Below are 24,378 nucleotides of genomic sequence, written 5' to 3'. Positions count from 1 at the left end.
AGTACGACGACTTGGCGGGCGGGTGCGTATAATTCTGCCAGACATTCCGCCTCGATGATCCCTGCCCCGATGACCGATTCCCTGCCCGTCGCCTTGTACAACGCCGCACAGGTGCGCGAACTCGATGCGCGCCTGATTGCTGCCGGCACCCCCGGCTTCGAACTGATGCAGCGCGCCGCTCATGCCGCCTGGCGGGCGTTGCGCCGGCGCTGGCCGGAAGCCGGCGCGGTCACGGTACTGGCCGGCCGCGGCAACAATGCCGGCGACGGCTATCTGGTGGCAGCGCTGGCGCAGCGCGCTGGCTGGCAGGTCGAGGTGCTGGCGGTGGGCGATCCGCAAGCGCTGCAGGGCGACGCCGCGCTTGCCTGCGCCGAAGCACGGAACTGTGGCGTGACGATTCAGCCCTGGCATACCGGAGCGCCGCTGCGGGGTGTGCTGGTCGATGCCCTGCTGGGTACCGGCATTGCCGGTGACGTACGTGAGCCCTATGTCGGCGTGATCCAGGCGATCAATGCCAGTGGCCTGCCGGTGCTGGCGATCGATCTGCCTTCCGGGCTCTGCGCCAACACCGGGCGGGTGCTGGGGCATGCGGTGCGCGCCGATCTCAGCGTCACCTTCATCGGCCTCAAGCTCGGCCTGTTCACTGCTGACGGGCCGGATCGCGTCGGCACGCTGGTGTTCGACGACCTGCAGGCCGATCCGCAGGTCGTTGCGCAGGTCGAAAGCGAGGCCGTGCGTCTCGACCGGCCATCCCTGGCTCGCGTCGCGCCGCGTTCGCCGGTGGCCCACAAGGGCAGCTTCGGCCAGGTGCTGGTGATCGGCGGCGACCTCGGCACCGGCGGCGCCGCGTTGCTCAGTGCCGAAGCGGCGCTGCGCTGCGGGGCCGGCATGGTGACGCTGGCGACCCGCCCGGAGCATGTCTCGGCCTCGCTGGTGCGGCGTCCGGAAATCATGTGCCATGGCGTCGAGTCGACCTACGGTCTCACGGCGCTGGCCGAGCGCGCCGACGTTCTGGTGGTTGGCCCTGGCCTGGGCCAGGCGCCTTGGGCGCGCAGCCTGCTGTCGTTGGCGGCGCAGCGCGAGGTGCCACAGGTGTGGGATGCCGATGCGTTGAACCTGCTGGCGAGCGGCAGCGTCGAACTGCCGTCAGGCTGCGTGATCACACCGCATCCGGGCGAGGCCGCGCGGCTGCTGCAGTGTTCCACCGCCGAGGTTCAGGCCGATCGTCCGGCCGCGGTGCGCGAGCTGGCCGGGCGCTATGCGTGCGTAGCGCTGCTCAAGGGCGCCGGCACGCTGATCGCCGAGCCCGGTGGCCGGCTGGCGCTGTGCGACCGAGGCCATCCGGCCATGGCCAGCGCCGGCCTCGGCGACGTGCTGGCCGGTGTCGTCGGCGCGCTGCTGGCGCAGGACCTGCCACCCTTCGAGGCGGCCTGTCTGGCTGCCTGGCTGCATGCCGCGGCGGGTCAGCGGCTGGGCAGCCAGGGCCGCGGGCTGGCCGCCAGTGACCTGATTCCGCTGATCCGTCAGTCGCTCGAGGAGCAGTCGCCATGCCTGAAGTGAATCTGTACGCCGCGGACGAAACGGCCATGCTGGCGCTCGGTGCCCGTATCGCCCGGGCGACCGGCGGTTGTGGCGTGATCTATCTGTATGGCGACCTTGGTGCGGGCAAGACCACCCTGTCGCGTGGACTGATCCGCGGCTTCGGCCACGCGGGCAAGGTCAAGAGTCCGACCTTCACCCTGGTCGAGCCTTACGAGCTGGGCGACGTGCAGGTATTCCACTTCGACCTGTATCGACTGGTCGACCCGGAGGAGCTGGAGTTTCTCGGCATTCGCGACTATTTCGAAGGCAATGCGCTGTGCCTGATCGAGTGGCCTGAGCGCGGCGCCGGCATTTTGCCAAAGGCTGACATGGACATTACCATTGCACCGCATGAGGCCGGCCGTACGCTGCGCCTGTCGCCGCACACCGCGCGGGGCGAAGCCTGGTGTGTCGCCCTGACCGACGGAGAGTTATGAATATCATGGGGTTGGGTATGCGCATTCGCACCCTGGTCGGTGGCCTGCTGCTGTCACTGATCGCGACGGATCTGCTGGCCGCCAGCGATGTGCAGAGCGTGCGTCTGTGGCGTGCGCCGGACAACACCCGCCTGGTGTTCGATCTGTCGGGGCCGGTCGAGCACAAGATCTTCACACTGACCGCCCCCGATCGCCTGGTCATCGACGTGAGCGGCGCCACGCTCAAGGCGCCGCTTAATCAACTGCCGCTGGACAACACCCCGGTCGCCGCCTTGCGCGCCGGGCAGCACGACGCCGATACCTTGCGCGTAGTCGTCGATCTGCAAGCGCCCGTGTCGCCGAAGAGCTTCAGCCTGGCGCCCAATCAGCAGTATGGCCACCGGCTGGTGGTCGACCTGTTCGATCAGGCCAGCGCCGCCCGCGCCGCGACGTTGCCGCCGGCAACCGCCACCCCGTCCACGCCTGCAGCGCCGGTCTCGCCGGCCCTGCCCGCGGTAACGCTGCCGGCTACCGCGGGCGGCAAGCGGGACATCGTGATCGCCATCGATGCCGGCCATGGGGGCGAGGATCCGGGCGCCATCGGGCCCGGCAAGATCTACGAGAAACACGTGGTGCTGCAGATATCCAAGGAGTTGCAGCGCCAAATCAACGCCGAGAAGGGCTTTCGCGCGGAGCTGGTGCGTACCGGCGACTACTTCATCCCGCTGCGCAAACGCACCGAGGTCGCCCGCAAGAAGGGCGCCGACCTGTTCGTCTCGATCCATGCCGATGCGGCGCCACGCTCGGCGGCCTATGGCGCGTCGGTGTTCGCCCTGTCGGATCGTGGCGCCACCTCGGAAACCGCACGCTGGCTGGCCGACAGCGAGAACCGCTCGGACCTCATCGGCGGTGCCGGCAACGTCAGCCTCGGCGACAAGGACCAGATGCTGGCCGGCGTGTTGCTGGACCTGTCGATGACCGCTTCGCTGTCATCCAGCCTCAACGTCGGGCAGAAGGTGTTGAGCAACATGGGGCGGATCACTCCGCTGCACAAGCGGCGCGTCGAGCAGGCTGGCTTCATGGTGCTGAAATCGCCGGACATTCCGTCGATTCTGGTGGAAACCGGCTTCATCTCGAACCCGTCCGAGGCGAAGAAGCTGCAGACCGCGAGCCATCAGCAGGCATTGGCGCGTTCCATTCACAGCGGCGTGCGGCAGTTCTTCCATGAAAACCCGCCACCCGGAACCTATGTCGCCTGGCTGCGGGATTCCGGCAAGATCGCCGCCGGGCCGCGCGAGCATGTGGTGCGCTCGGGCGAGAGCCTGGCGCTGCTCGCCCAGCGCTATCAGGTCAGCCTGACCTCCCTGCGCAGTGCCAATAATCTGCGCAGCGATGTCATCAAGATCGGTCAGACGCTGAATATTCCGGCCACCACGCTGGCGTCCCAGCCATGAGCGGTACGCCTCGCATCCAACTGCTCAGCCCGCGGCTGGCCAACCAGATCGCCGCTGGCGAGGTGGTCGAGCGCCCGGCTTCGGTGATCAAGGAGTTACTGGAAAACAGTCTGGATTCCGGCGCCAGCCGCATCGAGGTGGACGTCGAACAGGGCGGCGTCAAGCTGCTGCGCGTGCGCGACGACGGCTGCGGCATTCCACCGGACGATCTGCCGCTGGCATTGGCGCGCCACGCCACCAGCAAGATTCGCGACCTGGAAGACCTCGAGCGCGTGATGAGCCTGGGCTTTCGCGGCGAGGCGCTGGCCTCCATCAGCTCCGTCTCGCGCTTGACCCTGACTTCGCGCACCGCCGATGCCAGCGAGGCCTGGCAAGTGGAAACCGAGGGGCGCGAGATGGAGGCCCGGGTTCAGCCAGCGGCGCATCCGGTCGGCACGTCCGTCGAAGTGCGTGACCTGTTTTTCAATACGCCGGCGCGGCGCAAGTTCCTGCGTACCGAGAAGACCGAGTTCGATCACCTGCAGGAGGTCATCCGGCGCCTGGCGCTGGCGCGTTTCGACGTGGCGTTTCATCTGCGCCACAACGGCAAGGGCGTGCTGGCCCTGCACCAGGCCAGCGATGATGCGGCACGCGCGCGCCGGGTGGGCGCGGTGTGCGGGCCGGCATTTCTCGAGCAGGCGTTGCCCATCGAGATCGAGCGCAATGGGCTGCGCTTGTGGGGCTGGGTCGGGTTGCCGACCTTTTCGCGCAGTCAGGCGGACCTGCAGTACTTCTACGTCAACGGGCGCATGGTCCGTGACAAGCTGGTCGCCCACGCCGTGCGCCAGGCCTATCGCGATGTGCTGTTCAACGGTCGCCACCCGACCTTCGTGCTGTTCCTCGACGTCGACCCGGCTGTGGTGGACGTCAACGTGCACCCGACCAAGCACGAGGTGCGCTTTCGCGACAGTCGGATGGTGCACGACTTTCTCTATGGCACGCTGCATCGCGCGCTGGGTGATGTGCGCCCGGAAGACCAGTTGGCGGCGCCAGCCAGCGTCACGCCGATGACCCAGGTGTCGGGACTCGCCGCTGGCGAGTTCGCCGGGCAGAACGAGATGAGCCTGTCGGCCAGTGTGCTCGAGCGGCCTCAGGGCGAGGCAGCGGCGTGGCGTGGACCCGGTGCCGGCTATCAGGCGCAGGCGCCACGCCCGGCATCGACCGGCTATACCGCCGAAGCCCAGGGTGCATACCGCGAGTTCTTCACGCCGCTGCCCGAGCGCGGCCCCGCACCCTTGCCGGCAAGCCAGGACGATGTGCCACCGCTGGGTTACGCCCTGGCGCAGCTCAAGGGGGTCTACATCCTTGCCGAGAATGCCCAGGGCCTGGTGCTGGTGGACATGCATGCCGCCCACGAGCGCATCACCTATGAGCGGCTGAAAACCGCGATGGCCAGCGAAGGGCTGCGTGGCCAGCCGTTGCTGGTACCGGAATCGATCGCGCTGAGCCAGCGCGAGGCCGATTGTGCCGAGGAGCACGCCCAGTGGTTTCAGAAGCTGGGTTTCGAATTGCAGCGGCTGGGACCGGAGTCGCTGGCGATCCGCCAGATTCCGTCGCTGCTCAAGCAGGCAGAGGCGACCCAGCTGGTGCGCGACGTGCTTGCCGATCTGCTCGAATATGGCACCAGTGACCGCATCCAGGCGCATCTCAATGAGTTGCTGGCGACCATGGCCTGTCATGGCGCTGTGCGTGCCAACCGACGGTTGACGTTGCCCGAGATGAACGCCTTGCTGCGCGATATGGAGCACACCGAGCGCAGCGGGCAGTGCAACCATGGCCGTCCGACCTGGACGCAACTGGGCATGGACGATCTGGACAAACTGTTCCTGCGGGGGCGCTGACGGCGTCAGGCCGAGCTTGCGGCCTGTCGCCTGCCACTGGAAACTATCCGGCCACGCCTGCCGAGCTTCGCCGATGTCCCGCCTTCCCCCTGCCATTTTTCTCATGGGCCCGACCGCTTCGGGCAAGACCGACCTGGCCCTGGAGCTGGCTCGCGTGCTGCCCTGCGAGTTGATCAGCGTGGACTCGGCCCTGGTCTATCGCGGCATGGACATCGGTACGGCAAAGCCCTCGGCGCAAGTGCTGGCTGAGTTTCCCCATCGCCTGGTGGACATCCTCGATCCGGCCGAGAGCTATTCGGCTGCCGAGTTCAGTGCCGATGCGCTGGCGGCCATGGCCGAGATTAGCGCTGCCGGTCGCATTCCGCTGCTCGTTGGCGGAACCATGTTGTATTTCAAGGCGTTGCGCGATGGGCTCGCCGATATGCCGGGCGCCGACCCCGCGGTGCGGGCCGCTCTGGAAGCGCAGGCAGCTGCCGAAGGATTGCAGGTGCTGCATGACCAACTGGCGCAGATCGACCCTGAATCGGCAGCTCGAATCCATCCCAATGATCCGCAGCGGCTGGTGCGAGCTCTGGAGGTGTATCGCATCAGCGGTTTGACCATGAGCGAGCATCGTGCCCGACAAAGGTCGCAAAAAGCCGTTGCAGACGCTCCAGGCTCCGGTGTCTTGCCTTATACTGTGGCGCATCTGTGCATTGCCCCGCTACAGCGCCATGTTCTCCACGAGCGCATCGCAAGGCGTTTCACGGGAATGGTTGAACAGGGCTTTGTCGAAGAGGTCGAAGCCCTGAGATGCCGAGGCGACCTGCACCCGGGCCTGCCATCGATTCGTTCGGTGGGCTACCGACAAGTCTGGGAACATCTGGACGGTCTGTCGACAAGAGACGAAATGCTGGAGCGTGGCATCATCGCCACCCGGCAGCTCGCCAAGCGGCAGTTCACCTGGTTGCGCAGCTGGGGGGAGATTCACTGGCTGGACAGTTTGTCCCGCGACAATCTGCCGCGCGCATTGAAATACCTGCAATCGCTCTCCATATTGAGCTGACACTGGAATTTGACCGTCTATTCTCAGACAAGTGGATCGCCGGTTGTACTTTTAGAACACTAACGAAAACAGATCCTCTAAGGAGTGCGGCACATGTCAAAAGGGCATTCGCTACAAGACCCTTACCTCAATACACTGCGTAAGGAACGCGTCCCGGTTTCCATCTATCTGGTCAATGGCATCAAGCTGCAGGGCCAGATCGAATCTTTCGACCAGTTCGTCATTCTTCTGAAGAACACCGTCAGCCAGATGGTCTACAAGCACGCCATTTCCACCGTTGTTCCCGGTCGCCCTGTGCGCCTGCCGACCGCGGGCGATGCCGAGCAATCCGAGTCGGGTAACGACTGAGGTAGGTTTCTTTGTTCTTCGAACGTCCCGGTGGTGGTGAGCGGGCTATCCTGGTGCACCTGGACGGCCAGGATCCCGCGGCGCGCGAGGACCCTCAGGAGTTCCAGGAGCTGGCACGCTCGGCGGGCGCCGAGACGGTGGGTTTCGTCAATGTCGCTCGGCATCAGCCTTCCGCCAAGTTCCTGATCGGTAGCGGCAAGGTCGAGGAGCTGCGTGACCTCGTCAAGGAAGGCGAGGTCGAGCTGGTGATCTTCAATCACACGCTGACGCCCAGTCAGGAGCGCAACCTCGAGCGGGTGCTCGAGTGCCGTGTGCTGGATCGTACCGGCCTGATCCTGGATATCTTCGCCCAGCGCGCCCGTACCCATGAAGGCAAGCTGCAGGTCGAACTGGCGCAACTCGAACACATGAGTACGCGTCTGGTGCGAGGCTGGACGCACCTGGAGCGGCAGAAGGGCGGTATCGGCCTGCGCGGTCCGGGTGAAACCCAGCTGGAGACCGACCGGCGTCTGTTGCGCGTGCGTATCCGGCAGATCAAGCAGCGCCTGGAAAAGGTTCGCGGGCAGCGTGAGCAGGCGCGCCGGGGACGTCGTCGCGCCGACATTCCCTCGGTTTCGCTGGTGGGCTACACCAACGCCGGCAAGTCCACGCTTTTCAACGCGCTGACGGAGTCCGACGTGTACGCGGCGAACCAGCTGTTCGCCACGCTCGATCCCACCCTGCGCCGGCTGGAACTGGACGATGTCGGTCCGGTCATCCTGGCCGATACGGTAGGTTTCATTCGCCATTTGCCGCACAAGCTGGTGGAGTCCTTCCGGGCGACGCTGGAGGAGTCGAGCAACGCCGATCTGCTCCTGCACGTCATCGATGCGCACGAACCGGAGCGCGATCAGCAGATCGAGCAGGTGCTGGCCGTACTTGCAGAGATCGGCGCCAACGAATTGCCGATGCTCGAGGTCTACAACAAGGTCGACCTCATGGAGGGCATCGAGCCGCAGATTCAGCGTGATGCCGATGGTCGGCCGCAACGGGTGTGGGTGTCTGCACGGGACGGATTGGGGCTGGATCTGGTGCGCCAGGCGGTTGCCGAGTTGCTCGGCAACGACCTGTTCGTCGGCACGCTCTGTCTGCCGCAGAAGCTGGGGCGGCTGCGCGCGCAGTTCTTCGAGCTGGGGGCAGTTCAGCGCGAAACCCATGATGAGCAGGGCGGGAGTGTGCTGGCGGTTCGTCTGCCGCGCATCGAGTTGAATCGCCTGATCAGTCGAGAAGGTCTGCAAGTGAACGAGTTCATCGAGCAACACACTTTGCAATAAAGCCTCTATCGGCATTTTTGCCGGTCGTTCGGGGCTTTCTGTAGCATTAGCCGGCGCGCCGTGGGCGCGCCTTTAGCTTTATTTGAATGGAGAGCGCTATGGCTTGGAATGAGCCGGGTGGCAACTCGAATAACCAGGATCCCTGGGGCAGTGGTGGCGGTGGCCGTCGTGGCGGCGGCGACCAGAAGGGCCCGCCGGATCTCGATGAGGCTTTCCGCAAGCTGCAGGACAGCCTGAACGGCATGTTCGGCGGCAAGAAGCGTGGCGGCGGCAGTTTTGGCGGCAGCGGCAAGCGCGGCGGCTTCGGCCTGGTCTGGATCGCGCTGGTCGTGTTGCTCGCGGTATGGCTTTTCAATGCCATCTATATCGTCGATGAGCAGGAGCAGGCCGTCGTGCTGCGCTTCGGCAAGTATCACGAGACGGTTGGTCCGGGTTTGAACATCTATTTCCCGCCGATCGATCGCAAGTTCCAGGAAAACGTCACCCGCGAGCGCTCTTACAGCAAGCAGGGGCAGATGCTCACCGAGGACGAGAACATCATCGAGGTGCCGCTGACCGTTCAGTACAAGATCAGCAACCTGCAATCGTTCGTGCTCAATGTCGACCAGCCTGAAGTGAGCCTGCAGCACGCCACTGACAGCGCCGTGCGCCACGTGGTGGGCTCGACCGCCATGGACCAGGTGCTGACCGAGGGTCGTGAAGTCATGGCTGGCGAGGTCAAGGATCGCCTGCAACGGTTCCTCGACAACTACGGTACCGGCATCGTCGTCACCCAGGTCAACCTGCAGAGTGCGGCCGCGCCGCGCGAGGTGCAGGAAGCGTTCGATGACGTGATCCGGGCACGCGAAGACGAGCAGCGCGAGAAGAACCAGGCCGAATCCTACGCCAATGGCGTGATTCCCGAAGCCCGCGGTCAGGCTCAGCGGATGCTGGAGGAAGCCAGCGGTTATCGCGATGCGGTGATCTCGCGCGCCCAGGGTGAGGCGGATCGCTTCAGCAAGCTGGTCGCCGAGTACCGCAAGGCTCCGGAAGTCACGCGCGAGCGCCTGTATCTGGAAACCATGCAGGAAGTCATGAGCAATACCAGCAAAGTCATGGTGAGTGGCGACAGTGGGCAGAACCTGCTCTATCTGCCGCTGGACAAGATGATCAACAGTCGTGGTGCGAGCACGCCGGCTCCGGCCGGGGTTGCCTCGGGTGCAGCGACCCAAGGCACCCGCCTGCCTCCGGAACTGGATCCGCGTGAAGTTCGCACAAGGGAGAGCCGCTGATGAGCAATAAATCCCTGACGGCCCTGATCGTGGTTGTGTTGCTGGCAATCGGGCTGTGGAACAGCTTCTACATCGTTTCTCAGACCGAGCGCGCCGTGCTGCTGCGCTTTGGCCGCATCGTCGAGCCTGACGTGAAGCCGGGCCTGCATATGAAGATCCCCTACGTCAACTCGGTGCGCAAGTTCGACGCGCGCCTGCTGACGCTGGATACGACGACGTCGCGGTTCCTGACCCTGGAAAAGAAAGCGCTGATGGTCGACTCCTATGCCAAGTGGCGTGTGGACGATGCCGAGCGTTTCTATACCGCGACTTCGGGTATGAAGCAGATCGCCGACGAGCGCCTGGCGCGTCGTCTCGAGGCGGCATTGCGTGACCAGTTCGGCAAGCGCACGCTGCATGAGTCGGTGTCCGGGCAGCGTGACGAGCTGATGGCTCAGGTCACCACCAGCCTGAACCGCGCGGCTCAACAGGAGCTGGGCATCGAGGTCGTCGACGTTCGCGTCAAGGGCATCGACCTGCCACGCGAGGTGAACCGCAGCGTCTTCGAGCGGATGAGCTCGGAGCGTGAGCGTGAGGCGCGCGAGCATCGTGCCAAGGGCAAGGAGCTTGCCGAAGGTATCCGTGCCGACGCCGATCGCCAGCGGCGTGTCCTGCTGGCCGAGGCCTTCCGCGAGGCCGAGGAGCTGCGTGGTGACGGTGATGCGCAGGCTGCGGCCATCTATGCAGCGGCCTACGGGCAGGATCAGGAGTTCTACGCTTTCCATCGTAGCCTCCAGGCTTACCGCGAAAGCTTCTCCAGCAAGGAAGATGTGCTGGTGCTCGATCCGAAGAGCGAGTTCTTCCGTTATCTGGAGAAAAGCAAGTAGCGCTTCATGGCAGAGCGAAGGGTTTCTCCGGCGGCAGACTGCCGCCGGGTGACCGGTAGGGAAAAGATTGCTATGATCCGCCAGCCGGGGAAATCCCGGCTTTTTTGCGTCTGCGCCCTCGAGGTTGCAGGCTATCCCAGGCATGCAGTGGTCATGCCGATCCCCTCCGGGGGCATGGCTCGGATGCCATGGTTCGAATACAACTGCGCGCGACCGCGGGCCAGCTGAGGCTGTTGCCGCGGTTTTCGTCTGGGCTTACCGGAACTAGAGGTGATTTCGCGAATGGCAACGGTAGACCGCTGGCTTCTGCCAGATGGCATCGAAGAGGTGCTGCCGCCTGAGGCGGCGCGTATCGAAACCGCACGGCGCCGCGTCCTGGATCTGTTCCAGCGCTGGGGCTATGAGCTGGTGATCACGCCGCACGTGGAGTTTCTCGAGTCGCTGCTTACCGGTTCCGGTCAGGATCTGGATCTGCGTACGTTCAAAGTGATCGATCCGCTTTCCGGGCGGCAGATGGGGCTACGCGCCGACATCACGCCCCAGGTCGCGCGTGTCGACGCTCACACCTTGCGCCGTGAGGGACCGAGCCGCCTGTGTTATGCCGGCAGCGTCCTGCATGCCAAGCCGCAGGCGCTCTCCACGTCGCGCAGTCCGATCCAGCTCGGGGCGGAGCTGTACGGTGATGGTTCTGTCTCGAGCGATGTCGAAGTCGTCAGTCTGATGCTGGAAATGCTCGAGCTGGCCGATGTGCCTGATGTGCATATGGATCTCGGGCATGTCGGTATCTATCGCGGCCTGGCCAGGGCGGCTGGTCTGAGTGGCGAGGCCGAGCAGCGCCTGTTCGATGCGCTGCAGCGCAAGGCAATGGATGAGATTGCCGAGCTGACGGCTGCGCTCGACCCTGCGCTGGCCGGCATGCTGCGTGCGCTGGCAAGGCTTTGTGGCGGGCGCGAAGCGCTCGACGAGGCGCGCGCCGCGTTGGAGGGGGCGCCGGCTGAGGTGCAGGCCGCCCTGGAAGCGTTGACGACCATCGCCGATCGGCTCGCGGCGCGTTACCCGGCTGTCCCGCTGTACTTCGACTTGGGCGAACTGCGTGGCTATCACTACCATACTGGAGTGGTGTTCGCCGTGTTCGTACCGGGCGTTGGTCAGTCCATCGCCCAGGGCGGGCGCTATGACGACATCGGTGCCGATTTTGGTCGCGCGCGGCCGGCGACGGGATTTTCCACCGATCTCAAGACGCTGGTGAGCCTGGGTAACGCCGATCTGACAACGCCCCTTTCGGGTATCTGGGCGCCGCACGGCGACGAGCCCGGGCTGTGGGATGCGGTTCGGCAGCTGCGTCGCGATGGCGAGCGCGTGGTGCAGGCGCTCGACGGGCAGTCGCCTGGCGATGCGGGGTCTCTTGGTTGTGATCGGCAGTTGCAGTTGAGTAATGGTGTCTGGACGGTATCGTCGCTGACGCTCTGAGGGCTATGACGCCGTGCTGCGGCGTCGACCTGGTTTCGTTTATCGCCGGTTGCGGCCGGTATGCTTCGCCGAAGAGGACAAAGGGTTATGGGTAAGAATGTCGTGGTCCTGGGCACCCAGTGGGGTGATGAGGGCAAGGGCAAGATCGTCGATCTGCTGACCGATCAGGCGGCTGCGGTCGTGCGTTACCAGGGCGGCCACAATGCCGGTCATACCCTGGTCATCGACGGTGAGAAGACCGTGTTGCACCTGATTCCGTCCGGTATTCTGCGCGACAACGTGCAGTGCCTGATCGGCAATGGTGTGGTCGTCGCGCCCGATGCGCTGCTGCGTGAAATCACCAAGCTGGAAGAGAAGGGTGTGCCGGTACGCGAGCGCCTGCGCATCAGCCCATCCTGCACGCTGATCCTGCCGTATCACGTGGCGCTGGACCAGGCGCGCGAGGCTTCGCGTTCGGAAGGCAAGATCGGCACGACCGGGCGCGGTATCGGTCCGGCCTACGAAGACAAGGTTGCGCGTCGTGGTCTGCGCATCGGCGATCTGTTCAATCCGGAGCGTTTCGCGGTCAAGCTGCGCGAGCTGCTGGAGTATCACAACTTCGTGCTGCAGAACTTCTACAAGGTCGAGCCGGTTGATTTCCAGAAGACCCTCGATGAGGCGCTCGGTTACGCGGAAATCCTCAAGCCGCTGATCACCGACGTCACGGCCCGGTTGCACGAGCTGCGCAAGCAGGGCGCCTGCATCATGTTCGAGGGCGCGCAGGGTTCGCTGCTCGACATCGACCATGGCACCTATCCGTACGTGACCAGTTCCAGCACCACCGCTGGTGGCACTGCCACTGGTTCGGGTTTTGGTCCGCTGTATCTGGATTACATTCTCGGTATCACCAAGGCCTACACCACGCGCGTGGGTTCCGGGCCATTCCCGACCGAGTTGTTCGACGAGGTCGGTGCCCGTCTGGCCGAGCGCGGTCACGAATTCGGCTCGACCACTGGTCGCGCACGCCGCTGCGGCTGGTTCGATGCCGTCATTCTGCGTCGCGCCATCGAGATCAACAGCATTTCCGGTATCTGCCTGACCAAGCTTGATGTGCTCGACGGTCTCGAGACCATCCGCATCTGTGTCGGCTACAAGGATCGCAACGGTGATGTGCTGGTCGATGCGCCGACCGATGCCGACAGCTACGAAGGCCTGCAGCCGGTGTATGAAGATATGCCGGGCTGGAGCGAATCGACTGTCGGTGCCAGGAGTCTCGACGAGCTGCCGGCCAATGCCCGCGCCTATATCAAGCGCCTCGAGGAGTTGGTCGAGGCGCCGGTGGATATCATTTCCACCGGTCCGGACCGCAACGAGACCATCGTGCTGCGTCATCCGTACGCCTGATGTAGGCTGCCGTCTGCATGGAGACCGCCTTCGGGCGGTCTTTTGCTGTCTGGAGTGCGGTGCTTCTAGGGGTGTAGGGTGGGCCTCGGCCCGCGCTGGCCGCCGCGGGTGGGCTGAAGCCCATCCTGCACGTTGCCTTGTGGCCTGCTACACAATTTGCGGGCAAAAAAAACCGAGCCAGAGGCTCGGTTTTTTCTTGAAGAGTGGTGCCCAGGAGAAGACTCGAACTTCCACGGTGTTGCCACCGCTAGGACCTGAACCTAGTGCGTCTACCAATTCCGCCACCTGGGCACATTGCGATGATCGCTCATCGACTTTTTTGCCGTTTTGCCGAATCTATCCGGCCGAAGTTGGCATTCTTCGTTTTACCTGAGGCTCGCCATGTTCGGCGGACTTCATGTGAATAAGTGGTGCCCAGGAGAAGACTCGAACTTCCACGGTGTTGCCACCGCTAGGACCTGAACCTAGTGCGTCTACCAATTCCGCCACCTGGGCACTAGAAACGATGATACTTCCTCGTTTCCGTGTTACAACGTCTACCAGACATTGTGGGCGCGAACTATACGGCTGAGGTCTGGCCTTGTAAACCCCTGATGACGAAAAATAATTTACGTGAAAGCTGCCGTCCGGGAGCGATTCGCGCTTCAATAGAAAAAGGGCGTTCTGTCCCTATAAATGAATGAAAGGTGACATCTCTTAATGGCCGATTGGCAATCCCTCGATCCCGAGGCCGCTCGTGAAGCGGAAAAGTACGAAAACCCCATTCCCAGCCGCGAGCTGATTCTCCAGCACCTCGGTGAGCGCGGCTCGCCAGCCGCCCGCGAAGAACTGGTTGAAGAGTTCGGGCTCGTGTCCGAAGAGGATATCGAAGCGTTGCGTCGCCGCCTGCGGGCGATGGAGCGTGATGGCCAGCTGATCTACACCCGGCGCGGCACCTATGCCCCGGTGGACAAGCTGGACCTGGTCTGCGGTCGCGTCAGTGGCCATCGTGACGGTTTTGGATTCCTGATTCCCGACGACGGCAGCGACGATCTGTTCCTCAGTCCTGCGCAAATGCGCCTGGTCTTCGATGGCGATCGCTGTCTGGCGCGGGTGGCTGGCCTCGATCGGCGTGGGCGTCGCGAAGGCGCGATCGTCGAAGTGATCAGCCGCGCCCATGAAAGCATCGTCGGGCGCTATCACATCGAGAGCGATGTCGGTTTCGTCATCCCCGACAATCCGAAAATCCAGCAGGAAGTGCTGGTCACGCCGGGGCGTGCGCTGAACGCCAAGCCCGGCCAGTTCGTCGAGGTGAAGATCACCCACTGGCCGACCCAGCGTTTCCAGCCGCAGGGTGACATTGTCGAGGTGATCGGCAACTACATGGCGCCGGGCATGGAGATCGACGTCGCCCTGCGCAGCTTCGATATCCCGCATGTCTGGCCAGAAGCGGTGCTCAAGGAAGCAGCGCGGCTCAAGCCCGAGGTGGAGGAAAAGGACAAGCACAAGCGCGTCGATCTGCGCCACCTGCCGTTCGTGACCATCGATGGCGAGGACGCGCGCGACTTCGACGATGCGGTCTATTGCGAGAAGCCGGGGGGCTGGAAGCTGTTGACGGGCGGCTTCCGCCTGTATGTGGCCATCGCCGACGTGTCGCACTATGTCAAGGTCGACTCGGCGCTCGACAAGGAAGCGGTGGTCCGCGGCAATTCGGTGTACTTCCCCGAGCGCGTGGTGCCGATGCTGCCCGAGGAGCTGTCCAACGGACTCTGCTCGCTGAACCCCCATGTCGATCGTCTGGCCATGGTCTGCGAGATCACGCTGAGCAAGTCGGGAAAGATGACCGACTACCAGTTCTACGAGGCGGTGATCCATTCCCATGCACGACTGACCTACAACAAGGTCAGCGCCATGCTCGAGCAGCCCAGGTCCGCCGAAGGCAAGCGGCTGAGCGGCGAATATGCGGAAGTCCTGCCGCACCTCAAGCAGCTCTATTCGTTGTACAAGGTGCTGCTCAAGGCGCGCCACACCCGCGGCGCGATCGACTTCGAGACGCAGGAAACGCGCATCGTGTTCGGTTCCGATCGCAAGATCGCCGAGATCAAGCCCACCGAGCGCAACGATGCGCACAAGCTGATCGAGGAGTGCATGCTCTGCGCCAACGTCGCCACCGCGGCGTTCCTGCAGAAGCACGAGATTCCGGCGCTCTATCGCGTACATGACGCTCCGCCGCTGGAGCGCCAGGAAAAGCTGCGCGCATTCCTCGGCGAGCTGGGGCTGTCGTTGCACAAGGGCAAGGAAGGGCCGTCGCCCAAGGATTACCAGGCGCTGCTGGAGAAGATCCAGGGGCGTCCGGACTTCCACGTCATCCAGACGGTCATGCTGCGTTCGTTGAGTCAGGCGGTCTACAGTGCCGAGAACCACGGGCACTTCGGCCTGAACTACGAGGCTTACGCGCACTTCACCTCGCCGATCCGGCGTTACCCGGACCTGCTGGTGCATCGCGCTATTCGCAGTGTCATCCGCTCTCGCCGCGACACGCCGCATGTGCGTCGGGAAGGCGCCACCAGCATGCCCAAGGCGCGAATCTATCCCTACGACGAAGCCGCACTGGAGCAGTTGGGCGAGCAGTGCTCGATGACCGAGCGACGCGCCGACGAGGCGACCCGCGACGTCACCAACTGGCTCAAATGCGAGTTCATGAAGGATCGCGTCGGAGAGAGCTTCCCCGGTGTGATTACTGCCGTGACGGGTTTCGGCCTGTTCGTCGAACTGACCGATATCTACGTCGAGGGGCTGGTGCACGTCACGGCAATGCCGGGCGACTACTACCACTTCGATCCGTTGCATCACCGACTGTCCGGTGAGCGCAGTGGGCGCAGTTTCCGTCTTGGCGACAGCGTCGAGGTTCGGGTCATGCGTGTCGATCTGGATGAGCGCAAGATCGATTTCGAGCTGATCAGTGGCGGTAGCAAGTCCACGCCGGCCCAGCGTGACGGCGAGGGGCGCGGTCGCGAGCCAGGCAATGCCGATGTGCGCAAGAGTCGCGAGCTGAAGAAGGCGCTGATGGAGGAGGCCAAGACCGGCCGCAAAGGCAAAGGCGACAAGCCGGCTGCGGGCAAGTCCCGCTCGGGTTCGGCCAAGCCCAAGTCGAGCTCCCGGCCGGCTGACAAGTCGAGCGGCGGCGCTCCCAGAAAACGCAAGGCCAAGTCATGAGTCAGCTGGAAAAGATCTATGGCCTGCATGCCGTGGAAGCGTTGCTGCGCCATCACCCCAAGCGCGTCAAGCAGGTCTGGCTGGCCGAGGGGCGTGGTGATCCTCGTGCCCAGGTACTGCTCGAACTGGCTGCGCAGGCGCGTGTCAGTGTCGGGCAGTGCGAGCGCCGGGAGATGGACGCCTGGGTCGAGGGCGTGCATCAGGGCGTAGTCGCCGAAGTCAGTCCCAGCCAGGTCTGGGGGGAGGCGATGCTGGAGGAGTTGCTCGACCGGGCCGATGGTCCGCCGCTGTTGCTGGTGCTGGATGGCGTGACCGATCCGCATAATCTCGGTGCGTGCCTGCGCACCGCCGATGCTGCCGGTGCGTTGGCGGTGATCGTGCCCAAGGACAAGTCTGCAACGCTCAATGCCACGGTGCGCAAGGTCGCCTGTGGGGCGGCCGAAGTCATTCCCCTGGTGGCGGTAACCAATCTTGCGCGGACGTTGGAAAAGCTGCAGCAGAAGGGTTTGTGGATCGTAGGAACAGCCGGCGAGGCTGAGCAACCCCTGTACGACCAGGATCTCAGCGGGCCCATCGTTCTGGTCATGGGTGCCGAAGGCAAGGGTATGCGCAGGCTGACCCGGGAGCATTGCGACTATCTGGTGCGTTTGCCGATGGCGGGAAGCGTGAGCAGCCTGAACGTTTCCGTCGCCACCGGCGTCTGCCTGTTCGAGGCGCTGCGCCAGCGCAAGAGTGGCCGGCTGAGCTGATATCGGGCTGCGCCGACATTGCTCTGAAACCCATCGGTCTTTCCGTGGTCAATCGCTGTCCTAGGCCCAATCCGCCGGATAGCGGCTGTTCGATTCACTGCTTGAGGGCTCCGGGAGCTGCCGGAGCCTTGCTGGGTTCGTTACGCGGCGTCAGGCTCGTACCATGGAGGTTGTATGCAGCAGCGCCCGTCTTTCGAAAGCCTGTTCAGGCTGTCCCCGAACGCTTACGTCCTGCTCGATCGCGAGCTGCGCATCGTGGATGCCAACGAGGCTTACCTGGCGCTCACCGGCCGGGCGCTGGCGGACATCCAGGGCAAGCGCCTGCACGAGGCCTTTGCGGCTGATCCGCTGTCCCCCGAAGCGACGCACGTGCAGGAGTTGCTCGACTCGTTCGCGCGCGTGCTTAGCCGCAAGGCCGTCGATACGCTGCCGGTGATCCGTTATTCGATTGCGAGGCATACCCCGCACGGGCCGGTTTACGAGGATCGTTACTGGAGTGCCACGCATACGCCGATCCTGGACGAGCGGGGAGATGTCGTCGCGATACTCCAGCACACCTCGGACATCACCGAGCTGCAGGTGATGAAGGGCTCGCGAAGTGAGGCGGCCGGCACTGGGCAGCCGGTGGAGCAGCTCGAGCAGGGCGTGATGTCTCGGGCGCGCCTGCTGCAGTCCGAGGGCGAGCAGTTGCGCCGACTGTTCGCCCAGGCGCCTGGTTTCGTCTGTTTTCTACGTGGGCCGGAGCATGTCTACGAATTGGTCAACGACGCGTATCGGCGGGTCACCGGGCATCGTCAGTTGCTGGGCAAGACGGTGCGTGAAGGTTTGCCCGAGGTCGAGGGGCAGGCTCTTCTCGGGCTGCTCGACGAGGTCTATGAGACTGGCCGGCCCTACGTCGGCAAACGCGTTTCTCTGTTTCTCAGGCGGCATCCGGACAGGGCTGCGGAAGAGGCGATCCTGGACTTCGTTCTACAGCCGATCATGGAAAACGATGGTCGGGTGATCGGCATCTTCGTTCAGGGGCAGGATGTAACCGAGCAGCAGCGCAACGAGGTGGAGTTGCGCCGTTATCGCGAGCAGTTGGAGGAGCTGGTGCGCGAGCGAACCCTGGCGCTCCGCCAGAGCGAGGTCGAACGGCAAGCCGCCGAGCGGGCCTTGCAGCAGGCTCAGCGGCTTGAGGCGGTGGGCAAGCTGACCGGCGGTATTGCCCATGACTTCAATAACATGCTGCAGATCATAGGTGGCAATCTGCAGCTGTTGCGGCGCAATGTTGGCAGCGATGAGACCGCAGTCAGACGGCTGGATGCGGCGGTCAGTGGCGTCGAGAAAGGTGCCCGCCTGGCCTCCCAGCTGCTGGCCTTCGCCAGTCGTCAGCCGTTGCTGCCGCGACAGGTTCATCTGCCGGATCTTCTCGAACAGATGCATGAGTTGCTCAATGGTGCCCTGGGGTCGGCCGTGCAGGTCGAGCTGGAGGTGCTGGGTCGTCCGTGGCCGGTATTCGTCGATGTCGGCAATCTGCAGAGCGTGGTGCTGAATCTGGCGGCCAATGCGCGTGATGCGATGGCGGGCAGGGGGCGGCTGATACTGCGCCTGGAGAATCGCTCGCTGAGGGGCGGAGCTGGGGCCGAGCAGCATGGCGATTTCGTGTCGCTCAGCGTCATCGACCAGGGTGGCGGCATGAGCGACGAGGTTCGTGCTCGCGCATTCGAGCCCTTCTTTACCACCAAGCAGGACAGTAGGGCGTCGGGGCTGGGCCTGAGCATGGTCTATGGGTTCGTCAAGCAGAGTGGCGGCTTCGTCACGCTGGACAGCGATGAGGCTGGTGGCGCGGCGGTGCGCGTGCACCTCCCGCGCTGTGCGGATGAGAGTCAGGATGCTGTCGCGGCCGAGGTGCCGTTGGCAGAACAGTCGCAGGTTGCGGGCGATGCCTCGCCCGCCGCGGACATGGGATTGAGGATCCTCTTCGTCGAGGATGATCCGACGCTGCGCATGCTGACCGGCGAGGTGATGATGGAGCTCGGTCATCAGGTCGAGGTCCACGAGACGGCAGAAGAGGCACTGGAGGCGCTCGAGCGGCAGTCTTTCGACGTGCTGCTTACCGATGTGGGGTTGGCCGGGATGAGCGGCATCGACCTTGTCCGGCAGGCCGCAGCCCGCCATCCGGTGCTTTCGCTGGTGATCGCCTCGGGATACGCGGTTAGCGCCTCCGACGTCGGGGTGAGCCGGTTGCGGACCATGATCAAACCCTACGATATCCATCAGGTGCGCGACCTTCTCGACGCCATTCGCGCCGAGCGCGAGGCAGCAAGACGCTGAACGCCCGGTGCTGGTTAAATATTCACCAGTTTGCCTTGCGCCGCTGTCGGCCCTTCTCTAGAATGGCGCCCCTTGCCTGGGTGGCAGGCGCTTGCGCGCCTTCCTGCAGGCGGGACAACAAGTCATTCACTCCTTGCCTGACCGCATCGGCGGCAGGCTGCAACCCGTAAGGAGCAGTTATGCGTCATTACGAAATCATCTTTCTGGTTCACCCGGACCAGAGCGAGCAGGTCGGCGGCATGGTGGAGCGTTACACCAAGCTGATCGAAGAAGACGGCGGCAAGATCCACCGCCTGGAAGACTGGGGCCGTCGTCAGCTGGCTTATGCCATCAACAACGTTCACAAGGCTCACTACGTGATGCTGAACGTCGAGTGCAGCGGCAAGGCACTGGCCGAGCTGGAAGACAACTTCCGCTACAACGACGCTGTCATCCGCAACCTGATCATTCGTCGCGACGAAGCCGAGACCGAACAGTCCGAAATGCTCAAGGCCGAGGAAAACCGTAGCGAGCGCCGCGAGCGTCGTGATCGCCCTGAAAGCACTGATGGCTCCAGCGAGAGCGACAGTGACGGCAGCGATAACAACGCTGACGAGTAATCCACGGATCTATTGAGGAGCCTATTTCATGGCACGTTTTTTCCGTCGTCGTAAGTTCTGCCGTTTCACCGCCGAAGGCGTGAAAGAGATCGATTACAAGGATCTCAACACCCTGAAGGCCTACATCTCCGAGACCGGCAAGATCGTTCCTAGCCGTATCACCGGAACCAAGGCACGTTATCAGCGTCAGCTGGCTACCGCTATCAAGCGCGCCCGCTACCTGGCCCTGCTGCCCTACACCGACAGCCACGGCCGTTGATCCGGCTGGTCGACAGAAGTAAAGGATAGATCGCATGCGCGCCCTGGCTGAGTTCATCATGCGCGGCCGTATGCAGGCCATCTTCGTGGTGGCAGGTGCTGCAGCGTTGCCCATGTTGTTCTGGCTGAGTGCAGCTGCGGGCAGCCTGGTGTTGTTGCGCCGCGGCCTCAACGATGCGCTGGGGGTGCTGGTCTGGGCGATATTGCCGGCACTGGCCTGGTGGTACTTCGGCGATCCGCGAACCCTGCTGGTATTGCTGGGCTCGCTGGGGCTGGCTCTGCTGTTACGCAGTCAGGCGTCGTGGGTGCGGGTGATGTTGTGCAGCGTGGGCCTGGGGCTGCTGTATGTCTGGGCGCTCGGTGCGGTATTCGGCGAGCCGATCACGGCGCTGGCCAGCGAGTTGCAGAAAGTGCTGCCTGACGCATTGTCGGGTGCCTATCAGCAGCTTTCGGTGGATGAGCGCGGCCGGTTGGAGTCGTTGCTGGTACCGGTGCTGACCGGCCTTCTGGCTGCTTTGCTGCAGATCGTCACCCTGTTGAGCCTGATGCTGGGCCGCTACTGGCAGGCGCTGTTGTACAACCCGGGCGGTTTCGGCAGCGAGTTTCGAGCGCTGCGGTTTCCAGCGCCGCTGGCGATGCTGCTGTTGGTGGGCATGCTGCTGGGGCCGAATCTGGGCGCACAACTGGCCGTATTGGCCCCGTTGTGCAGCGTGCCGCTGGTGTTTGCCGGCATCGCGCTGATGCACGGGCTGGTGGCTCAGGGGCGCTTGCCACGGTTCTGGCTGGTGGGGCTTTACGTCACGCTGGTGCTGTTCATGCAGTTGATTTATCCGCTACTGGCCGTTTTGGCCATTGTCGACAGTCTGTTTGATTTTCGCGGTCGCGCAGCCGGTAAGAACGGTGCGGGGCCTGCGAACGGTGAAGGTTAAAAGTTAAGAGGTAAGACTCAAATGGAAGTCATCCTGCTGGAAAAGATCGCCAACCTGGGCAACCTGGGCGACAAGGTAAACGTCAAGGCCGGTTACGGCCGTAACTACCTGCTGCCGCAAGGCAAGGCTACTGCTGCGACCCCGGCCAACATCGCCGAGTTCGAAGCCCGCCGCGCCGAGCTGGAAAAAGCCGCTGCCGAGAAGAAGGCTTCTGCCGAAACTCGTGCTGCTCAGCTGGCCGAACTGGAAGTCACCATCACCGCCACCGCGGGCGATGAGGGCAAGCTGTTCGGTTCCATCGGTACTCACGACATCGCTGATGCACTGACCGCCTCTGGCGTCGAAGTGGCGAAGAGCGAAGTTCGTCTGCCGAACGGCACCATCCGCCAGACCGGCGAATACGACGTGGCCGTGCACCTGCACTCCGACGTCGAAGCGACCGTCAAGCTGATCGTCGTAGCCGGCTAAGCCATCGTCTGGCACCGTTGGTGCCTGACGCGTAACATCGGGCACGCTTCCACGCGAGTGGAGCGTGCCCTTTGTTTTTTCCGTTTCGAATTCCGAGTGCCATGAACGACATCAGTGTCCCCCAGCAGTACGATCTGGAAACCGCCGCGCTCAAGGTGCCGCCACACTCCATCGAGGCTGAGCAGGCGGTACTCGGCGGTCTGATGCTGGACAACAATGCCTGGGAGCGTGTGCTCGACCAGGTATCCGATGGCGACTTCTATCGCCATGACCATCGCCTCATCTTTCGCGCCATCTTCACCCTGGCCGAGCGCAACTCACCGTTCGACGTGGTGACCCTGTCCGAGCAGTTGGACAAGGAAGGTCACCTGCCGCAGGTCGGCGGGCTGGCCTATCTCGGCGAACTGGCGAAGAACACGCCGTCGGTGGCGAACATCAAGGCCTATGCGCAGATCATTCGCGAGCGTGCCACGCTGCGGCAGCTGATCGGCATCAGCAACGAGATCGCCGATAGCGCCTACGCCCCGCAGGGCCGAACCGGCGAGGAGATCCTTGACGAAGCCGAGCGGCTGATCTTCCGGATCGCCGAGGCGCGGCCCAAGACCGGCGGGCCGATCGGCATCAACGACATCCTGGTCAAGGCTATCGACCGTATCGACACCCTGTTCAATGCCGGCGAGGCGATCACCGGCCTATCCACCGGTTTCACCGATCTGGACGAAGCCACCAGCGGCTTGCAGCCGGCTGACCTGATCATCGTCGCTGGGCGTCCATCGATGGGTAAGACCACCTTTGCCATGAACCTCGTCGAGAATGCCGTGTTGCGTACCGACAAGGCGGTGCTGGTGTTCTCCCTGGAGATGCCAGCCGACTCCATCGTCATTCGTATGCTCGCCTCGCTCGGACGCATCGACCAGACCAAGGTACGTGCCGGTAAGCTCGACGATGACGACTGGCCGCGGCTGACCTCGGCGGTCAACCTGCTCAACGATCGCAAGCTGTTCATCGACGATACGGCCGGTATCAGCCCCTCCGAGATGCGCGCGCGGACCCGGCGTCTGGCTCGCGAACATGGCGAAATCGCCATGATCATGGTCGACTACCTGCAGCTGATGCAGATTCCGGGCTCCAGCGGCGACAGCCGCGTCAACGAGATCTCCGAGATTTCGCGCTCGCTCAAGGGCCTGGCGAAAGAATTCAACTGTCCGGTGATCGCCCTGTCGCAGCTCAACCGCTCGCTGGAACAGCGCCCCAACAAGCGCCCGGTGAACTCCGACTTGCGTGAATCCGGGGCGATCGAGCAGGACGCGGACATCATCATGTTCGTCTACCGCGACGAGGTCTATCACCCGGAAACCGAGTACAAGGGCGTCGCCGAAATCATCATCGGCAAGCAGCGGAACGGCCCGATCGGTACCACGCGCCTGGCCTTCCTGGGCAAGTACTCGCGCTTCGAGAATCTGGCGCCGGGCAGTTATCAGTTCGATGACGAGTAAGCGCAGGAAGAGCGGTCGCTGAAGGCGCTGGAGGCTGGAGGGCTCGACGAAAAAAGCGGAGCCAGGCGGGTTGCAGCTCGCCGCTGCGTTATCAGCGCCGAAAAGGGCTGAGTTGCTTTCCGAATCCTCTCAAGCGCCAAGCCTCTGCGCGAATACCCCGGCAGGAGTAAGATTTCCGCTTTCCCTCCGCTGTACAGGAACCAATCCATGCGTCCGCTGGTTGCTACGGTCGATCTGACCGCACTTCGCCACAACTACCTGCTCGCCAAGCAGTGCGCACCGCAGCGCCAGGCTTTCGCCGTGGTCAAGGCCAATGCCTACGGGCATGGTGCGCGGCAAGCGGTGACCGCCCTGCGCGACATCGCCGACGGTTTTGCCGTGGCGTGCCTGGAGGAGGCCGAAGACATCCGCGCCAGCGCGCCCGAGGCTCGGATCCTGCTGCTTGAAGGCTGTTTCGAGCCGGCCGAATACGTGCGCGCGGCGGAACTGGGGCTGGACATCGCCATTCAGGATCAGCGTCAGGCCGAATGGCTGCTGGGCGCCGAGCTGTCACGGCCGCTGAATGTCTGGCTCAAGCTGGACTCGGGCATGCACCGGCTGGGCTTCAGCATGGACGGTCTGCGCGAATGTCATGCGCGGCTCAAGGGCGCAGTCCAGGTCGGCGAGCTGAACCTGATCAGCCACTTTGCCTGCGCCGACGAGCGCGGCCATCCACTGACCGAAATTCAGCTGGAGCGCTATGCCGAACTGCTGTCGCTGCAATTCGATAACTGTTCGCTGGCCAACTCCGCCGCGGTACTGACGTTGCCCCAGGCGCACATGGCCTGGATCCGTCCCGGCATCATGCTGTACGGGGCCACGCCCTTTGCCGAGTTGAGCGCCAGGGAGCTGGGGCTCAAGCCGGCGATGACGCTGACCGGCGCCCTGATCGCCGTTCGTGAGGTGCCGGCCGGTGAAAGCGTCGGCTACGGCGCCGGTTGGCTGGCGCAGCGGCCGTCGCGGATCGGCACCGTCAGTTGCGGATATGCCGACGGCTATCCAAGAACCGCGCCCTCCGGCACTTCGGTAGTCATCCGCGGGCAGCGGGTGCCGCTTGCCGGCCGGGTCTCGATGGACATGCTCGCGGTGGATCTGACGGACTTGCCCCAGGCACAGCTCGGCGACGCGGTGGAGCTGTGGGGCGTGCAGATGCCGGTCGACGAACTCGCCCAAGCCTGCGGCACCATCGGCTACGAGTTGCTGACCAAGGTGACCGGCAGGGTCCCCCGGCGCTATATCGGCTGACCCGGAGCGTTGAGTCGGGGCGCACGGGCGTAGCCGGCGCTGCCGGTTATCTGCGCG

General features: G+C 63.8%; 20 protein-coding genes and 2 tRNA genes. 20 read left to right on the top strand and 2 right to left on the bottom strand.

Going from position 1 to position 24,378, the window contains the following annotated elements; genetic code table 11:
- The first annotated feature begins 69 nt into the window (after positions 1-69).
- The 11 genes from B597_RS29870 to B597_RS29820 all read left to right on the top strand — a co-directional run bounded on the left by B597_RS29870 (position 70) and on the right by B597_RS29820 (position 13,027).
- Positions 70-1,560 (top strand): bifunctional ADP-dependent NAD(P)H-hydrate dehydratase/NAD(P)H-hydrate epimerase, encoded by a 1,491-nt coding sequence (locus B597_RS29870; protein WP_024161788.1) that lies wholly within the window; start codon positions 70-72, stop codon positions 1,558-1,560.
- Complete coding sequence (gene tsaE / locus B597_RS29865) at positions 1,548-2,018, top strand: tRNA (adenosine(37)-N6)-threonylcarbamoyltransferase complex ATPase subunit type 1 TsaE (RefSeq protein ID WP_024161787.1); 471 nt, start codon at positions 1,548-1,550, stop codon at positions 2,016-2,018. Before B597_RS29870 ends, tsaE begins: the two co-directional genes overlap by 13 nt.
- A gap of 17 nt (positions 2,019-2,035) precedes the next feature.
- On the top strand, positions 2,036-3,451 hold the full coding sequence (locus B597_RS29860) for an N-acetylmuramoyl-L-alanine amidase (RefSeq protein ID WP_024161786.1): 1,416 nt from the start codon (positions 2,036-2,038) through the stop codon (positions 3,449-3,451).
- A complete protein-coding gene (mutL, locus tag B597_RS29855) occupies positions 3,448-5,331 on the top strand; it encodes a DNA mismatch repair endonuclease MutL (RefSeq protein ID WP_003295415.1) in 1,884 nt (627 codons plus the stop codon). The genes B597_RS29860 and mutL overlap by 4 nt, the downstream gene beginning before the upstream one ends.
- A 73-nt stretch (positions 5,332-5,404) precedes the next feature.
- Positions 5,405-6,376, top strand: a complete 972-nt coding sequence (miaA, locus tag B597_RS29850; RefSeq protein ID WP_003295413.1) for a tRNA (adenosine(37)-N6)-dimethylallyltransferase MiaA — start codon at positions 5,405-5,407, stop codon at positions 6,374-6,376.
- Between the two features lie 93 nt (positions 6,377-6,469).
- Positions 6,470-6,724 carry an RNA chaperone Hfq gene (gene hfq, locus B597_RS29845; protein ID WP_003283098.1) on the top strand — a complete coding sequence of 85 codons (255 nt, stop codon included), beginning with the start codon at positions 6,470-6,472 and terminating at the stop codon, positions 6,722-6,724.
- Positions 6,725-6,735: 11 nt separating this feature from the next.
- Entirely contained in the window at positions 6,736-8,037 is a 1,302-nt protein-coding gene (gene hflX, locus B597_RS29840) for a ribosome rescue GTPase HflX (RefSeq protein WP_003295412.1), read from the top strand.
- A 98-nt stretch (positions 8,038-8,135) separates the two neighbouring features.
- On the top strand, positions 8,136-9,308 hold the full coding sequence (gene hflK / locus B597_RS29835; protein ID WP_003295410.1) for an FtsH protease activity modulator HflK: 1,173 nt from the start codon (positions 8,136-8,138) through the stop codon (positions 9,306-9,308).
- Complete coding sequence (gene hflC, locus B597_RS29830) at positions 9,308-10,174, top strand: protease modulator HflC (RefSeq protein WP_003295409.1); 867 nt, start codon at positions 9,308-9,310, stop codon at positions 10,172-10,174. Before hflK ends, hflC begins: the two co-directional genes overlap by 1 nt.
- A gap of 282 nt (positions 10,175-10,456) precedes the next feature.
- Entirely contained in the window at positions 10,457-11,644 is a 1,188-nt protein-coding gene (locus B597_RS29825) for an ATP phosphoribosyltransferase regulatory subunit (protein ID WP_003295407.1), read from the top strand.
- 87 nt (positions 11,645-11,731) lie between these two features.
- Positions 11,732-13,027, top strand: a complete 1,296-nt coding sequence (locus B597_RS29820; RefSeq protein ID WP_003295405.1) for an adenylosuccinate synthase — start codon at positions 11,732-11,734, stop codon at positions 13,025-13,027.
- A gap of 204 nt (positions 13,028-13,231) precedes the next feature.
- Here B597_RS29820 and B597_RS29815 read toward each other — a convergent pair.
- Positions 13,232-13,318 (bottom strand) — tRNA-Leu (locus B597_RS29815).
- A gap of 117 nt (positions 13,319-13,435) precedes the next feature.
- Positions 13,436-13,522: transfer RNA gene (locus tag B597_RS29810), tRNA-Leu, on the bottom strand.
- Between the two features lie 204 nt (positions 13,523-13,726).
- On the opposite strand from B597_RS29810, the gene rnr reads away from it, so the two are divergent.
- The 9 genes from rnr (at position 13,727) to alr (ending at position 24,321) form a co-directional block, all read left to right on the top strand.
- The gene (gene rnr, locus B597_RS29805; RefSeq protein WP_024161785.1) at positions 13,727-16,222 is read left to right on the top strand and encodes a ribonuclease R; all 2,496 of its coding nucleotides are present in this window, start codon (positions 13,727-13,729) and stop codon (positions 16,220-16,222) included.
- Positions 16,219-16,971, top strand: coding sequence for a 23S rRNA (guanosine(2251)-2'-O)-methyltransferase RlmB (gene rlmB / locus B597_RS29800; protein ID WP_024161784.1), 753 nt, complete (start codon positions 16,219-16,221; stop codon positions 16,969-16,971). Before rnr ends, rlmB begins: the two co-directional genes overlap by 4 nt.
- Positions 16,972-17,145: 174 nt before the next feature.
- Positions 17,146-19,287 (top strand): PAS domain-containing protein, encoded by a 2,142-nt coding sequence (locus B597_RS29795; RefSeq protein ID WP_003295401.1) that lies wholly within the window; start codon positions 17,146-17,148, stop codon positions 19,285-19,287.
- 179 nt (positions 19,288-19,466) lie between these two features.
- On the top strand, positions 19,467-19,886 hold the full coding sequence (gene rpsF, locus B597_RS29790; protein ID WP_003295399.1) for a 30S ribosomal protein S6: 420 nt from the start codon (positions 19,467-19,469) through the stop codon (positions 19,884-19,886).
- Between the two features lie 28 nt (positions 19,887-19,914).
- Positions 19,915-20,145 (top strand): 30S ribosomal protein S18, encoded by a 231-nt coding sequence (rpsR, locus tag B597_RS29785; RefSeq protein ID WP_003283112.1) that lies wholly within the window; start codon positions 19,915-19,917, stop codon positions 20,143-20,145.
- Between the two features lie 34 nt (positions 20,146-20,179).
- On the top strand, positions 20,180-21,073 hold the full coding sequence (locus tag B597_RS29780; protein ID WP_024161783.1) for a hypothetical protein: 894 nt from the start codon (positions 20,180-20,182) through the stop codon (positions 21,071-21,073).
- 21 nt (positions 21,074-21,094) lie between these two features.
- Complete coding sequence (gene rplI, locus B597_RS29775; RefSeq protein WP_003295396.1) at positions 21,095-21,541, top strand: 50S ribosomal protein L9; 447 nt, start codon at positions 21,095-21,097, stop codon at positions 21,539-21,541.
- A 101-nt stretch (positions 21,542-21,642) separates the two neighbouring features.
- Positions 21,643-23,037: a replicative DNA helicase gene (gene dnaB / locus B597_RS29770; protein ID WP_003295394.1), complete on the top strand. Its 1,395-nt coding sequence runs from the start codon at positions 21,643-21,645 to the stop codon at positions 23,035-23,037.
- A gap of 207 nt (positions 23,038-23,244) precedes the next feature.
- A complete protein-coding gene (gene alr, locus B597_RS29765; RefSeq protein WP_003295393.1) occupies positions 23,245-24,321 on the top strand; it encodes an alanine racemase in 1,077 nt (358 codons plus the stop codon).
- Positions 24,322-24,378: the final 57 nt, after the last annotated feature.

Source organism: Stutzerimonas stutzeri KOS6 (assembly GCF_000307775.2).
In the GTDB taxonomy this organism is placed as follows: domain Bacteria; phylum Pseudomonadota; class Gammaproteobacteria; order Pseudomonadales; family Pseudomonadaceae; genus Stutzerimonas; species Stutzerimonas stutzeri_B.
This window is presented reverse-complemented; position numbering and strand designations above follow the sequence as displayed.